The 13,457-nt window shown below is 68.4% G+C and carries 11 protein-coding genes; 4 read left to right on the forward strand and 7 right to left on the reverse strand.

Translation table 11 applies throughout. From position 1 onward, the window contains the following. The 4 genes from NDR87_RS36845 to NDR87_RS36860 all read right to left on the reverse strand — a co-directional run. On the reverse strand, positions 1 to 128 hold a 128-nt coding region (locus NDR87_RS36845; RefSeq protein WP_251918944.1), incomplete at its 3' end, for a chorismate synthase. A gap of 4 nt (positions 129 to 132) precedes the next feature. Beyond that, positions 133 to 1,341, reverse strand: coding sequence for a serine hydrolase (locus NDR87_RS36850; RefSeq protein ID WP_251918903.1), 1,209 nt, complete (start codon positions 1,339 to 1,341; stop codon positions 133 to 135). Positions 1,342 to 1,357: 16 nt separating this feature from the next. Next, positions 1,358 to 2,830 (reverse strand): class I adenylate-forming enzyme family protein, encoded by a 1,473-nt coding sequence (locus NDR87_RS36855; protein ID WP_251918905.1) that lies wholly within the window; start codon positions 2,828 to 2,830, stop codon positions 1,358 to 1,360. A gap of 20 nt (positions 2,831 to 2,850) precedes the next feature. Beyond that, on the reverse strand, positions 2,851 to 4,347 hold the full coding sequence (locus tag NDR87_RS36860; RefSeq protein ID WP_251918907.1) for a DHA2 family efflux MFS transporter permease subunit: 1,497 nt from the start codon (positions 4,345 to 4,347) through the stop codon (positions 2,851 to 2,853). A gap of 187 nt (positions 4,348 to 4,534) precedes the next feature. Here NDR87_RS36860 and NDR87_RS36865 point away from each other — a divergent pair, with 187 nt between their 5' ends. After that, positions 4,535 to 4,843 (forward strand): helix-turn-helix transcriptional regulator, encoded by a 309-nt coding sequence (locus tag NDR87_RS36865; RefSeq protein ID WP_251918908.1) that lies wholly within the window; start codon positions 4,535 to 4,537, stop codon positions 4,841 to 4,843. Between the two features lie 8 nt (positions 4,844 to 4,851). On the opposite strand, the gene NDR87_RS36870 is transcribed toward NDR87_RS36865, so the two are convergent. Then, entirely contained in the window at positions 4,852 to 6,045 is a 1,194-nt protein-coding gene (locus tag NDR87_RS36870; RefSeq protein WP_251918910.1) for a 3-deoxy-7-phosphoheptulonate synthase, read from the reverse strand. Then, complete coding sequence (locus tag NDR87_RS36875; protein WP_251918934.1) at positions 6,042 to 7,061, reverse strand: FkbO/Hyg5 family chorismatase; 1,020 nt, start codon at positions 7,059 to 7,061, stop codon at positions 6,042 to 6,044. Before NDR87_RS36875 ends, NDR87_RS36870 begins: the two co-directional genes overlap by 4 nt. Before the next feature lie 425 nt (positions 7,062 to 7,486). On the opposite strand from NDR87_RS36875, the gene NDR87_RS36880 reads away from it, so the two are divergent. Then, entirely contained in the window at positions 7,487 to 8,650 is a 1,164-nt protein-coding gene (locus NDR87_RS36880; protein ID WP_251918936.1) for an NADP-dependent malic enzyme, read from the forward strand. On the opposite strand, the gene NDR87_RS36885 is transcribed toward NDR87_RS36880, so the two are convergent. Further along, complete coding sequence (locus NDR87_RS36885) at positions 8,647 to 11,037, reverse strand: LuxR family transcriptional regulator (protein ID WP_251918939.1); 2,391 nt, start codon at positions 11,035 to 11,037, stop codon at positions 8,647 to 8,649. The two genes, NDR87_RS36880 and NDR87_RS36885, sit on opposite strands and share 4 nt — an antisense overlap. Before the next feature lie 337 nt (positions 11,038 to 11,374). Between NDR87_RS36885 and NDR87_RS36890 the strand changes: the two genes are divergently transcribed. Both NDR87_RS36890 and NDR87_RS36895 read left to right on the forward strand, forming a co-directional pair. Next, a complete protein-coding gene (locus NDR87_RS36890) occupies positions 11,375 to 11,851 on the forward strand; it encodes a hypothetical protein (RefSeq protein WP_251918941.1) in 477 nt (158 codons plus the stop codon). A 25-nt stretch (positions 11,852 to 11,876) separates the two neighbouring features. After that, positions 11,877 to 13,334: a carboxylesterase/lipase family protein gene (locus NDR87_RS36895; protein ID WP_251918943.1), complete on the forward strand. Its 1,458-nt coding sequence runs from the start codon at positions 11,877 to 11,879 to the stop codon at positions 13,332 to 13,334. Positions 13,335 to 13,457 lie beyond the last annotated feature (123 nt).

The raw sequence follows: 13,457 nt of genomic DNA on the forward strand, positions 1-13,457 counted from the left end.
TAGCCGAGGCGTCGGCGGGCCAGTTGCGCGGCGATGTCGGCCGAGGTCACCTCGACACCGGCCACCATCCCCTCCAGGATCGCGACGAGGGCGGGACCATGAGACTCTCCGGCAGTTATCCAGCGCATGCCGTCACCAGCGATACGACTGATAGACGAACTGCCGCAACCGGCTGAACATCGGCAGCACCCGCGACGGAAAGATCTGTGGCACCACGATCGCACTGACCCCCGTCGAGGGATCGACGAGGAAGTTGGCGCTGCCCGCCGACAGCCACGCGTACTCGCCGGGCCGGGTCAGGACGTGGCTCTGCCCGGGCGACAGCATGGTCAGGAAGCCCAGTCCGAAACCGGCCGCGGGCATGGCATCACCGATCGCGGGCACACCCCACAGGCTGTGGAAGTCGCCGAGCGCGACATCGCCGGGCAGGTGGTTGGTGCGCATCGATTCCACGGTCATGGGCGAGATCAGATAGTCCGAGCCCGAGCCGACTCGCCCGTCGTTGGCGAGCATGCCGAGGAACTTCGTGTAGTCGTCCGCGGTGGTGTAGAGCCCGCCGCCGCCGGACAGCAGGATCGGATCCTCGGTGTCGTAGGCGCTCATCGGTCCCACCGGCTCGATGCCGTTCGCGCCGGGGGTGTACATCGCGGCGTAGCGGTCCTTTTCGCTCGCCGGTACGTGAAAGCCGGTGTCGCGCAGGCCGAGTGGTTCGAACAGCCGCTCGCGCAGGAATTCCGCGAGCGTCCTACCGGAGACGACCTCGATGACCCGGCCGAGCACATCGGTGCTCAGGCCGTAGTTCCAGCCCGTGCCCGGCTGGAAGCGCAGCGGCAGCTCGGCCCAGTGGTCGACGGCCTCGGCCAGCCCGACGCCCTCCGGCGACCCCCAGCCGTAACCGGCCTCGATATAGAGATGATCGACCGGATGGGTGTGGTGGAAGCCGTAACCCAGCCCCGAGGTGTGGGTCAGCAGGTGCCAGATCCGAACCGGCTCCACCAGGCCCTGGGTGATCGGGTCGACCACCCAGCCGTCCCGGTACACCCGCGAGCGGGCGAAGGACGGAATGTACTGCGCCACCGGGTCGTTCAGGCCGACCAGGCCCTCCTCCACCAGCATCATGAAGGCCACCGATGTGATGGGCTTGGACAGTGAGAACGATTTGAAGATGCTGTCGGTGCGCATCGGCCGCCCCTCGGCGGCATTGGCCAGCCCGCCCTGCGAGGTGTAGAGCACCTCACCGTGCCGGGCGACGATCGCCGCCCAGCCCGGAATCTTGTTGTCGGCGACCAACCGGCCGAAGTAGGTGTCCAGGGCCGAGAGTCGTGCCGCATCCACGTGCATGTTCATACCTTCCGGCTCAGCCGAGCAGTCGGACGTCGCGGCGGGAGAGTTTGCCGCCCAATATGTAGGGGAGTGCGTCGAGGTAGCGGACCTCGCGCGGAACCTTGTGCGGTGCCAGCGCTTTCGCGGCGGCGGCGAGCAGCCGCCGCTCCAGCTCCAGTTCCGACACCGCGGTGTCGTTGCGGACCACATACGCGCGCAGCCGCCGCTCGCCGTCGGGTCCGGTGACCGTGCACACCGCCGCCTCGCGCACCGCCGGCGACTCCAGCAGCACCGATTCGACCTCGGCCGGATACACGTCCTGCCCGGCCACGGTCTCGACATCGTCGGCGCGACCGAACAATTGGAGATAGCCGTCCTCATCCAGCAGCGCCACATCGCCGGTGGCATACCACTGCCCCGCGAGCCGGACGGGCGCGGCGGTCGCCTCCTTGGCGCCCAGGGTGATCGTCGGCCCGTGCACCTCGAGGCTGCCGATCCGGCCCGTCGGAATCGGTTCGCCGGTAACGCGGTCCACGATTCGCACGGCGTAGGGTCCGATCACCCGGCCCACCTTCTGGCGGCGGTAGTCGGCGCCGGCGTTCACGGCCACGGCATGGCCGATCTCGGTGGTGCCGAAGATTCCGGTCAGGCTCGAGCCCAGCAGCGTGATCAGTGCCTCCTCCACGGATTTGTTCAGGACCTCGCCCGCGGTGACCGCGAGCCGTAGCCGCTTCAGAGAATCCACGCCGGGCTCGCGCAGCAGGCTCGTGAAATAGCTTGGTATCGCGTAGAAGACGTCCACCGCATGCTGTTCGATCAGCCGCAACGCCTCGGCGGGAACCAGCCGCGAGTCGGTCCCGTTGAGCACGGTCGACGCGCCGCGCAGCAGCGGGAAGAACACCGCGTTGCCCAGGCCGTAGGCCAGATATGTGCCCGAGGCCGACAGGCAGACCTCGCCCGCCGCGATGCCCAGTGCGTTGCCGACGCCCTCGTCGAAGTGCCGGATATCGCCGTGGGTGTGTACCACCAGTTTCGCCGGTCCCGTGGTGCCGGAGGTGAACACCGCGAAGGCGGGCGTCTCGGCGGTGACCACCGCGATATCCGGATCGGCGGCCGCACCGCGCAGCTGATCCGGCCACAGCGCGATACAGCCGTCGGGGACGGTGAATTCGCGGTGGCGCACCACGAGTTTCGCGCCCGATCGGCGCACCGCGTCCGTGAGCAGTTCGGGGTCGGCATTGCCGTTGATCGGCACCGCGACCGCGCCGATGCGTAGCGCCGCGAGGAATACCGCGATCAGATCGATCGTCTCCGGCAGCACGATGCAGACCCGGTCGCCCGGCCCGATTCCGCTGTGCCGCAGCGCGGTCGCGGTCTCGGCCGCGAGCCGCAGTACCTCCGCGTAGGAGTAGCTGTGCTCGTCGGTGCGGTAGGCCGGATTCGAAAGCCAGTCGCGCTCGGCGGCTCTCGCGGTTATCTCGGCAACGAAGTTGGAGCGGTCGGACACGATGACACCTTTTCGTCGAACTATGTTGTCTTCTTCCCGCCGTGCAGGAACAGCGCGGCGAGCAGGCCGATCAGCCCGGCGAGGAGCGGCAGGAACATGCTCTGCGCCATGGCCGCGGCGAAATCGATTCGCAGACCGGGTAATTCGGTGGGTAGGACAGCCGGGCCCTCGGTGGCGGTGCGGGCCGCGGACGCGTCGAGATGGTCGGCCAGATTCGTCTGCACCAGCGCGCTCATCGCGGCCGCGCCCAGCACCGCGCCGGTCTGGCGCAGCGTGTTGAACACGCCCGAGGCCGCGCCCATGAGATCCGGCGACAGCTCGCGCATGGAGTAGGTCGCCAGCGGCGCGAGTACGAAGGCGCCGCCGAGGCCGAAGATGCCGAATCCCAGCGATACGAACAGGACCGAGCGATCGGCGTGCAGCGCGTACTGCAGGATCGCCGTGCCCAGGGCGGCGACGGCGAAGCCGGAGACCGCCACGTAGCGCGGCACCGCGCGCCCCACGATGCGCGATACCAGCGGCGCGAGCACCACCATCGTGGCCGCCATGGTGACGGTCGTGACGGCGGTGGTCAGGGTGTTCAACCCGGCGACCCGCTGCAGGTAGTACATGATCGGGATGACCTGGGAGTTCATCACCACCGCCATGGCGGCGATGCCGATGACGCCGAGCGAGAAGTTCAGGCTGCGAAACAGCCGCAGCGGAATCAACGGCTCCGACTCGATCCTGTTCTGCCAGAACACGAATGCGCCCAGCGCGGCGAGCCCGACCACGAGCATCGCCCAGACGCGCCCGTCCCAGTGCAGGCTCTCGCCCTGCTGCAGGGCGAAGATGAGCAGGAAGACCCCGATTCCGCTGAGGGCCACGCCCAGCAGATCGAATTTGCGGCTGTGCGTCTCGAGGGCCGGGATGTACTTGAAAGCCATTGCCAGGCCGACGATTCCGACCGGCACATTGATCAGGAAGATCCAGTGCCAGCTGACGGTGCTCACCAGCAGGCCACCCAGCAGCGGCCCGGCGACGGTCGCGATGCCCGATACCGCACCCCACGCGGCCATCGCCGAGTGCCGCCGCTGTGCGGAGAACACCCGGTTGATCACCGCCAGCGTCTGCGGCGTGATGAGCGCCGCGCCCACGCCCTGCACCACCCGCGACGCGATGAGCATGCCCACCGAGTTGGACAGCCCGCACGCGATGCTGGCCAGGGTGAACACGATCATGCCCGCCACATAGACGTTCTTGGCCCCGACCCGATCACCGAGGCGTGCGGCGAACAGCAGCGGCACCGAGTAGGCCAGCAGATACGCACTGGTCACCCAGATGACCGCGTTGATGGAGGTGTGCAGCTGGGTCTGGATGGCCGGTTGTACGACGACCATGATCGTCGTATCGACCTGGATCATGAAGAATCCGACGCAGACCGTCCACAGTGCGGCCCACGGTTTGGTGTTGTCCACCGCAACGGTTGGTGAATTCTCCGTTATCTCGTCCACCAGCCGCGTTTGATTGCCGACCAAGTCGAACCCCTCCTAGAAATGACATTACGTCGAATGCGCCGAGCGACGTCGTTCGGGCAGGCGGGAAGAAATGCCGCGGGCAACTGGCGAGCATTCGCGCGGAATGGGTGAATCGATCGAGCCCCGCGGCACCTGCTATGCTAAGCGAACAGTTTGATTACTGTCAAACTATCGGAGGTATCCCACCATGTCGAACGTATTGCCCGAACCGTCGACCGAGGAGCTGGAAATGGTCCAGATACTCGCCGCGCTGGCCGATCCCGCCCGGCTGACGCTGGCGAAGTACCTGTACTCCGCCAGCCAGCCGGTCGAGTGCGGCGTGGCGGGCAAGTCGGTCGATCTGCGCCCGGCGACGCTGTCACATCATTACCGCATCCTCCGGGAGGCCGGGCTGACCCGCACGTTCGTCGAGGGGCGCTGCAGGCTGCTCGAGTTGCGCCGGGCCGATCTGGACCAGCGGTTTCCCGGTCTGCTCGACGCCGTGCTGGCGAACTAGTCCCGTACTCATGCCGGTAGCCGCAGCGCCGCGGTGGCATAGGCCGTGATGACCTGGCAGGTCTGGCCCGGGTTGAGCCTGGGGTCGCAACTGGACCGGTACCGGCCGGTCAGCAGGTGATCCTCCGATACGTTCAGGCCGATGCATTCGGTGACGGCCGCGGGAGAGGTCTCCAGGTGCAGCCCGCCCGGCCAGATGCCGCTGCCGGTCAGCGCCTCCACGAAGCCGACCACCTCGGCGACCGCGTCGGCCACCCGCCGGGTCTTGACGCCCGTGGCGGTCGTGAAGGTGTTGCCGTGCATCGGATCGCACAGCCATACGACCGGATGTCCGGCGTCACGGACCGCCTCGGCCAATTCCGGAAGCCGGTCGCGCACTTTCGCGCTGCCGATTCTGGAAATCAGGGTCAGCCGCCCCGGCTGCCGATGCGGATCGAGCGTCCCACACAATTTCCGAAGATCGTCCGCGGTCATCGTCGGACCCACCTTCAATCCGATCGGATTGTCGACCGCGGCGAGCATGGCCACATGACTGGAATCCAGCCCGCGGGTCCGCTCGCCGATCCACGGGAAATGCGTCGAGGTGAGGGTCTGGGTGCCGTCGGAATTGCCGCGGATCTGCGGTACCTCGTAATCCAGCACCAGTGCCTCGTGGCTGGCCCACGGGCCGTTACCGCCCGGCAGCCGCCGTGACGCGAGATGCCGCAGCGCGGCCCGGCTGAAATCGTGCACCCGCAGCATCCGGGTCGGCTCGTGCGCGCGCTCGGCGAGCGTCGGCCCCAGGCCGTTCACCAGATCGCCTCGGTACGAGGGCAATTCGATGCCCCCAACCCGTTCGGTCGGGCTGCTGCGGGGCTTGGCGAACTGTCCGGCGAAGCGCCCGATCGGCACCACCGGCAGGTCGGTGAGATCGCTGAAGTTCGCGCTCATCCGAGCCAGGAAGTCGGTCTTCGCGGCGAAGTCGGCCTCGGTGGATTCGGCCAACACCTCGGCGCAGTCGCCGACCTGCAGGACGTGTGCGCGACCCTCGGCGACGTCGGCGAGTCGGTCGCGCAGCGCCCGCACCTCCTCGGGCTGCACCAGCGGCGCGGCCCGATCGAGATACGCACGGACCGGGGCGATATCGGCATGATCCGCCCACTCGGGCTGCTGCCGGGCCACCCCGTCCAGGCCCCACGTCGAGCCGGGAATCGGCGCGCTCACCGCCGCGATCCTCGGTCGAGCGGAATGAGGGCCTCGATCTCCACGAGCAGATCGTCGCGGCAGACGTCCACATTCAGATACCGGACATCGGCCGCGTCACCGACCGCCGCGGTGACCAGCGACCGCACCACCTCCAGATCCGCCTCGTGCTTGACGTACACCTTGAGCTGGCGCAGATCCGACAGCCGATGTCCGGCCAGATCGTAGGCGGCGAGATTCTCGGCGCCGATCAGGTATTCGATGTTCTCGAGCACGGTCGTGGTCTGCTTGCGAATGTCGCCGGGGTGGACCGTGGCGTGGCCGAGGATGCTGGCGGTGCCGGAGACGAACAGTTGTCGCGGCGTGGCATCGGCGGCGTCGCGAATCACGGTGGCGCGGGCGAAGTTCGGCGACTTGGGGCCGTACTCGCGCGGATACTCGTAGGCGGGCATCTGCCGCCCGTTCTCGATATGCCTGGGGCGCAACGACCGTGCCGCCAGCAGTGCGATCGAGATGCCCCGGCCGCGGGTGCCGATCCCGGTGGCCGCGGGGATCTTTCCGAGGCCGTCCTGGTACAGCTTGAACGCCTCGGCCCGCCCGGCCACGAAATCGCGGTAGATCTCCATGCCCGCGGCATTGGGTTGCACGATGCCGCCGACGAAGTTCCACACCCCGAAGATGTTGGGGAAGTTCAGATTCGCGATCAGTTTGAACGCCGAGCGGTAGGCCAGGTTGGTGGCCTCGCCGTACTCCGGCAGGTCCGGAATCCGCACGGCGGCGAACAGGTACTCGTCGGTGTGGGCGTACACGATGTCCTCGTAGCGCCCGGTGGTCGGCGCGCCATCGACGAGCCAGGTCTCGGTGAACTCGTCGAACCCGGGCGAGCTCATGGGAATGCGCAGCAGTGGCGCGCCGTCGGATATTTCCAGTGCCGAATTCTGGCCGAACTCGATCCGGGCCAGTGCGAAGTCCCCGTGCGATTCCCGATCGACCGGGTCGAATGTGGACCGAAGTCGTGCGGTGGTGGTCACCGGCATCGAACCCTCCCCGTATCTGAAGAATTGATTGTTTGACGCAAATCGAACTGTACATGAGAGGGGTGATTTCGCAACCGTTCGGAAATTTGTGCGGCCGATCACAGTCGGATTGCGCGGCGACGGGCGGGGCAATCGGCAGGCAAGGCTGATGACCCTATTTTGGCAGGTGAGAACGGTCGCGCCGCATGCTCGGCAATAGCGTAGGCGGGCGCGTATGTGATCGTGCTCACTCGTTGGGTGGGTGATCCGTATTGTTAGACGCGCGAAATCCGTGCTGGAACTACTCGCCCGGGTGGAGTGCGGATGGCCCGCTGCGTGGCACTACTCGCGCGAGTAGTGGGCATTCTTCATGCTTTCGTCTAATTTCTGGACAAGGCCGTTCGGTCGATCGTGGAATTTGTACCTGCAATCGAGAAGAGGCTCCCGTGAGCAAAGCAATCGCAGCCACCGAAATCGCAGACGAGGAGATCCTCGAATTTCACCGGGGTGGCAAGCTGGTGGTCGCACCGACCGCGCCGCTGCTCGATTCCCGGACGCTGTCGGTCTCCTACACCCCCGGCGTGGCCCGGGTCAGCACGGCCATCGCGCAGCGGCCGGAGCTGGTGGACACCTACACCTGGGCCGCGCGCATGATCGCCGTGGTCACCGACGGCACCGCGGTATTGGGCCTGGGCGATGTGGGACCGCGTGCCGCACTGCCGGTGATGGAGGGCAAGGCGGGGATCTTCCGGGCCTTCGCCGAACTGAACGCGGTGCCGCTGGTGCTCGACACCACCGATGTGGACGAGATCGTGCGCCTGCTGCGGCAATTGCGTCCGTCCTTCGGCGCGGTCAGCCTCGAGGATGTCGCCGCGCCGCGCTGCTTCGAGCTGGAGCGCCGCCTGATCGAGGAGCTCGACTGCCCGGTCATGCACGACGACCAGCACGGCACCGCGATCGTCACGCTGGCCGGATTGCGCGGTGCGGCAACGCTGCTCGGTCAGGAGCTGACCCGGTTGCGGGTGGTCGTCGCGGGCGCGGGTGCGGCCGGTATCGCCTGCGCGCGGCTGTTGCTGGCGGCGGGCGTCACCGATATCACGCTGGTCGACTCGCGGGGCATCGTGCACGCCGAGCGGACGGATCTGAATCCGGTGAAGGCGGAACTGGCCCGCCGCACCAACATTCGCGGTCTGCGCGGCGGTATCGAGCAGGCCCTGCCCGGCGCGAACGTCCTGATCGGAGTCTCGTCCTCGCGCATTCCGGAGGAATTGGTCGCCGCCATGGCGCCGGATGCGGTGATCTTCGCGCTGTCGAATCCGGAGCCGGAGATCGATCCGGCGGTCGCCGCCCGGCATGCGGCGATCGTCGGGACCGGCCGCAGCGACCATCCCAATCAGATCAACAACATCCTGGCCTCGCCCGGCATCTTCCGCGGCGCACTGGACGCGGGCGCGCGCCGAATCACCGAGGCCATGAAGCTGGCCGCCACCGCGGCCATTGCCGAGATCGCCGCGGAGGATCTGGCCCCGGATCGTGTGGTGCCCAGCGCGATCGATCCCCGGGTGACCCCGGCCGTGGCCGCCGCCGTCGCCGCGGCGGCGACCCGCTAGGTCGCGCGGCGGTAGAGGTGGTGCACCAGTTCGATCCGGGACGAGACGCCGAGTTTGCGGAAGATCGCGCGCAGATGGTAGTTCACCGTATGCGGTGAGACGTAGATCCGTTTGGCCACTTGCCGATTCGTCAGACCGGCGCCGACCAGCTCGGCGATCGAGCGCTCGGTCTCGGTGAGGGTGTGCCAGCCGGACGCGCCGTCGTCCGCGCGGGCGGCGGCCGTCCGGATCGGCGCCACCTTCGCGGGCGGCGAATCCAGTTCGTACAGATGCCGTTCGGCGCAGGCTCGCGCCCACAAATCCACATGGTCCGCGATTGCGGCCCCGAGCGCCTGCCGGTCCCCTTCGAGCAGACCGCGCGCATGCCGGGCGGCCACGGCGATGTGCGGGAACTCCGGATTGTCCGCGGCGAGGCGATCGACGGCGGCCACCGAGCGTGCGGCCAGGTCGTCGTCGCCGATCAGCTGGGCCAGGCGCACGAAGAACGCCGGGGCGCCGGGCTCCTGGACCAGCAGTGCCCGATTGGTCTCGAGTCCGCGGGCAGTGCCGGTGAGGAACTCGGCGGCGGCGCCGACGCCGTCGCGGGCGCGGGTCACCAGCAGTTCCGCCCAGTCGTACTGTGCGGAGCGGAAAAGCGTTCGGCAACCGGCCAATTCGTCCCGATAGCGGCGCACGTAACCGGCGGCGGCCTCGGCGTCGCCGGATCGCAACGCCACCAGGGCCAGCACTGTGAGGGTCAGCGGCACCAGCAGCGGTGTGCCGAGTTCGGCGGCGACGTCCAGGGCGGTGAGTGCCTCGTCGCGGGCCTCGGCGAGCCGACCGGCCTGCACGAGCATGCGCGCGCGGATGGTCGAGATCGCCGACAGATGCGCACCCAGCTCGAGGCGATCGATATGGGCTGCGGCATCGGCGATCATCGCCTCGGACTCCTCGAACCGGCGCAGCTCCGCCAGCTTGGTGGCCAACGCCAATTTCGGCCAGGCATAGGGCAGATCGGGATCGACGCCGCGCGCGGCGGCCCGCCCCCACCGCAATCCGTCGCGCATATTGCCCTGCGCCCATTGATCGTTCGACAACACCGTGGCGGCGATGACGGCATGAGGGTCCTTGCCCACCAGGCCGCGCCGTCCGAGCACCGCGTGCGCGCGTGACCGCGCGCCGGTGGCATCGAGCATGTACTGGCCGAACAGCAGTGCCGCACCGGACACGGCCGCCGCGTGCGCCGACGGGGTATCGGTGGCCTCGAGCACCCGTTCGGCCTCGGCCACACCCTCGGCCGCCCGGCCCGCCATCACCAGCACATCGCTGAGCAGACAACGCAATTCGACGACGAGCTCCTCCGGCAGCGGCCGCTCCAGGGTCGAGCGCGCCAGCGTGATCGCCGCGTCCAGGCGGCCCGCGGCGACCAGATTGCGCACGGCCGCCACGGCATGGATGTTGCGGTCGAGTTCGGTGTGCACGCTCCGCAGCGGCGAGGTGCGCGGCGGCCGGGCGTGGTCGGCGGGCCGCTCGCGCATCCGCCGCACATCGTGCAGCATCGAGACCTGTGCCGAGATCGGAAGTTGTGCTCGAATGGCCTCGCGCACAATATCGTTGGCGAAGCCGAGCTGGTCGTGATCGGAGACGAGCAGTCCCGCCGCCAGGGCCTCGGTCAGCGCGGGCAGGACGCCGACCGTCGTCTCGCCGAGCAGTTCGAGGGCGTCGGGCAGGCCGAAGGTCGGGCCGAGGACGGCTCCGGTGTGCAACAGCTGCCGACACCGCTCGGAGTGGTCGCGCAGCCAGGAGCGCACGGTTGCGATCACCCGCTCCGGCAGCGCCGCAGTCCGCAAACCCACACGGCCGGAACGAATCTCGAGCAGATCCTGCTCGCGCAGTCCGGCCGCGAGGTCCACGATCAGCCGCGGATTGCCGCCCGCGCGGTCGATATGGGACAGCAGGTCCGGCTCGGGCGCCGCACCCAGCACGTCGGCCACGACGCGCGCCGTCGCGGCCGCGTCGAGCGGGCCCAGCGACAGCCGCACGATGCGATCGTAGGCGCCGCTCGCGCGTCCGGACCGCTCGCTGGTCGCGGCGTCGGGATGGGATTCGAGCACCGCCGACAGCGGTGCCCGACCGCCGGACGCCGCGGCCGCCCAGCCCGTCGGACTCAGTAACGCGGCGGAGTCCACATCGTCGGTGCCGATCACGATGGGACGGCCCGGCTCCGTCCGTCCGAGTGCGAGGCCCTCGTGCAGGAGTCGGCTCTTGCCGATGCCGCGGGGTCCGTCGATGACCAGCAGCCGACCGTGACCCGCGGTGGCATCGGCGAGGAACCGCCGAATTCTTTCCAGTTCGGCCGTGCGACCGTGTAACCGATCGGGCCCGAGCCGGGTCCCAGAGTCGTTCAACGCTGCCCCCTTTTTGTGAGGTCCCACTCAGCTTTTCGAGGTCCCGGCCGCAGCGCCTCATGAGCGGTGAACCAGGAAGAATGGCGAGCCGCGCTGCCTGCCCCTTATCCGCTATAGCGGATGATCTTCGCCGAGCCGGACTCTATCACCACCCGGTCCGAGCAGCCACTCGAATGCTTTTGCACCCCTGGCCGTCCGGACCTGCCGACACCGGAATTGTCATAAACTAGAGCGAACAAAAATCCGAGCCCTAGGAATTGGGGGCAGGCGCCGATTACCCTCGGTCGGTCGCGATGTCGCGAATGGGTCACCGGCGCTTCGGCGGAAAGGAGTTGGCATGGCGGACCGCCCCGCGCCTCGGCCCGCCTGCCGACCGCTCGTGCGGAAGATCGACGAGCGACTCGTGCACCTGATCGGCCTGCGCTATCCGGATGAGCGCACGCGGCCCGGCTATGCCCGTCTCGCGCACGAGATCCGGGCGGCGACCGGCGGCACCATCTCCGGCACCTACCTGTGGGAACTGGCCACGGGTAAGAAGCGCAATCTCACCCTGGAGCAGCTGGACATCCTCGCCGAGTTCTTCGAGGTGCCGCCGGAGTATTTCTTCAACGACGAGGTCGCCGAGCGGGTGAGCGTCGAACTCGAGCTCGCCGCCGCGCTGCGGGACGCGAAGATCCGCAGCCTGGTGCTGCGCGCGGCGGGCCTGTCCACGGTCGCGCTCGATTCGCTGCTGTCGGTGGTGAGCGAGGTGCGCCGACTGCAGGGACTACCCGGGTCGGAGGACGATGCGGGGAGTCCCGACTCGACAGTTTGATGGCTATCGAACTATTCTGGCGGGCGTGACGGAACCATCCCAGCCGACCGTGCGGGTGTCCGACGGTGCGCTCGCCGGTCGCCGCGCCGGAAACGTCCTGTCCTTTCTCGGAATCCCCTACGCCGCACCGCCTTTCGGTGTCCGCCGCTTCCTGCCGCCGCAACCTCCGCTGCGCTGGGACGGCGTGCGCGATGCCACCTGTTTCGGACCCTCGGCGCCGCAGCCCGGAACTTTGCCCTTCGTCGGTGAGGCGCTGCCGCGTCCCGCGGCCTGGGGTACCGACTGCCTGACCCTCAATGTGCTGACCCCCGAGCTCGGCCGGGCCGGTCTTCCGGTGCTGGTGTATCTGCACGGCGGCGGTTATGTCGTGGGCAGCGGGAGCGACCGCCGCGCCGACGGCACGGCCTTCGCCTGCGACGGGGTGGTCTTCGTCAGCCTGAACTATCGGCTCGGGGTGGACGGTTTTCTCCCGCTGCCGGGCGTCCCGGCGAATCTGGGCCTGCGTGATCAGCTCGCCGCGCTGCGCTGGGTTCGCGACAATATCGCCGCCTTCGGCGGAGATCCGGACAACATCACGGTCTTCGGCAACTCGGCCGGGGCGGGCAGTCTGGCCGCGTACGCCGCCGCACCCGAGGCGGCCGGACTGTTCCGGCGAATGATCCTGCAGAGCGCGCCGATTCGGCTGCTCTCGGACGCCGAACGGGCGGTCGAACTGACCGCCCGGATCACCGCCGAACTCGGCGGCGACCCGCTGGACCTGCCGCTCGAGGAGATGCTGCGCCGCCACCGCGCCCTCAACGAGGGCTTCCGCGATCCGACCCGCTGGGGTCCGCTGAGCTATCTGCTTACTCCCTATATGCCCGTGATCGATGGCGAACTGGTTCCCGACGCCGGACTGTCCGGTCGCGTCCCCGCCTCGATCGATCTCCTGGTCGGCAGCAATCGCGACGAGGCCCGGCTGTTCCTGCTCCCCAACGACGTGCTCGCCGCGGCCACCGCCGAGGATGTCCGCACGGCCCAGGCGGCCTACCGCGTTGCGCCGCAGCGGGTTTCGGCGGCAACCCGCCGCTACGCCGAGTGCGAACCCGGCGAACTGCTTTCGGAGACGATCACCGATCACCTCTTTCGCGGCCCCGCCGTGGACCTGGCGCAGGCCCACGCCGTCGCGGGCGGCGCCACCTTCACCTATGAATTCGCCTGGCGCCCTTCGGCTCTCATCGGGGCCACCCATACCCTGGAGTTGCCCTTCCTGTTCGGCCGCCTGGACGAGGAGGACTCCCGCCCGCTCGTCGGCCCCGAGCCCCCGCACGAGCTGTCGCGGATCATGCGCAGGGCATGGATCGACTTCACCGCGACGGGGGATCCGGGCTGGCCGCGCTACGACGCCGAGGACCGGAAGACCATGGTGTTCGACGAGCACTCCCGGGTCGAGCGCGATCCGCGGGAACCGCATCGGGCGAGCTGGGAATCGGCGAGCGACTAGGCCGTGTCTCGAAGTGATGCAGCGGCTGTGAGATTGGTTGGCGGGCTGGGATTTTGATAGTGGTGAGGTCTCCGGTAGTTGGTTGATCGACCAAGATTCAACTGAACACCGGAGACCTCGTGA

This window comes from Nocardia sp. CDC159 (genome assembly GCF_023740735.1).
In the GTDB taxonomy this organism is placed as follows: Bacteria; Actinomycetota; Actinomycetes; order Mycobacteriales; family Mycobacteriaceae; genus Nocardia; species Nocardia pulmonis.

Excerpts from the sequence above, each read along its gene's own strand:
- NDR87_RS36850 (WP_251918903.1), bottom strand. The coding sequence starts at position 1,341 with ATGCACGTGGATGCGGCACGACTCTCGGCCCTGGACACCTACTTCGGC.
- NDR87_RS36865 (WP_251918908.1), top strand. The coding sequence starts at position 4,535 with ATGTCGAACGTATTGCCCGAACCGTCGACCGAGGAGCTGGAAATGGTC.
- NDR87_RS36875 (WP_251918934.1), bottom strand. The coding sequence starts at position 7,061 with ATGCCGGTGACCACCACCGCACGACTTCGGTCCACATTCGACCCGGTC.
- NDR87_RS36890 (WP_251918941.1), top strand. The coding sequence starts at position 11,375 with ATGGCGGACCGCCCCGCGCCTCGGCCCGCCTGCCGACCGCTCGTGCGG.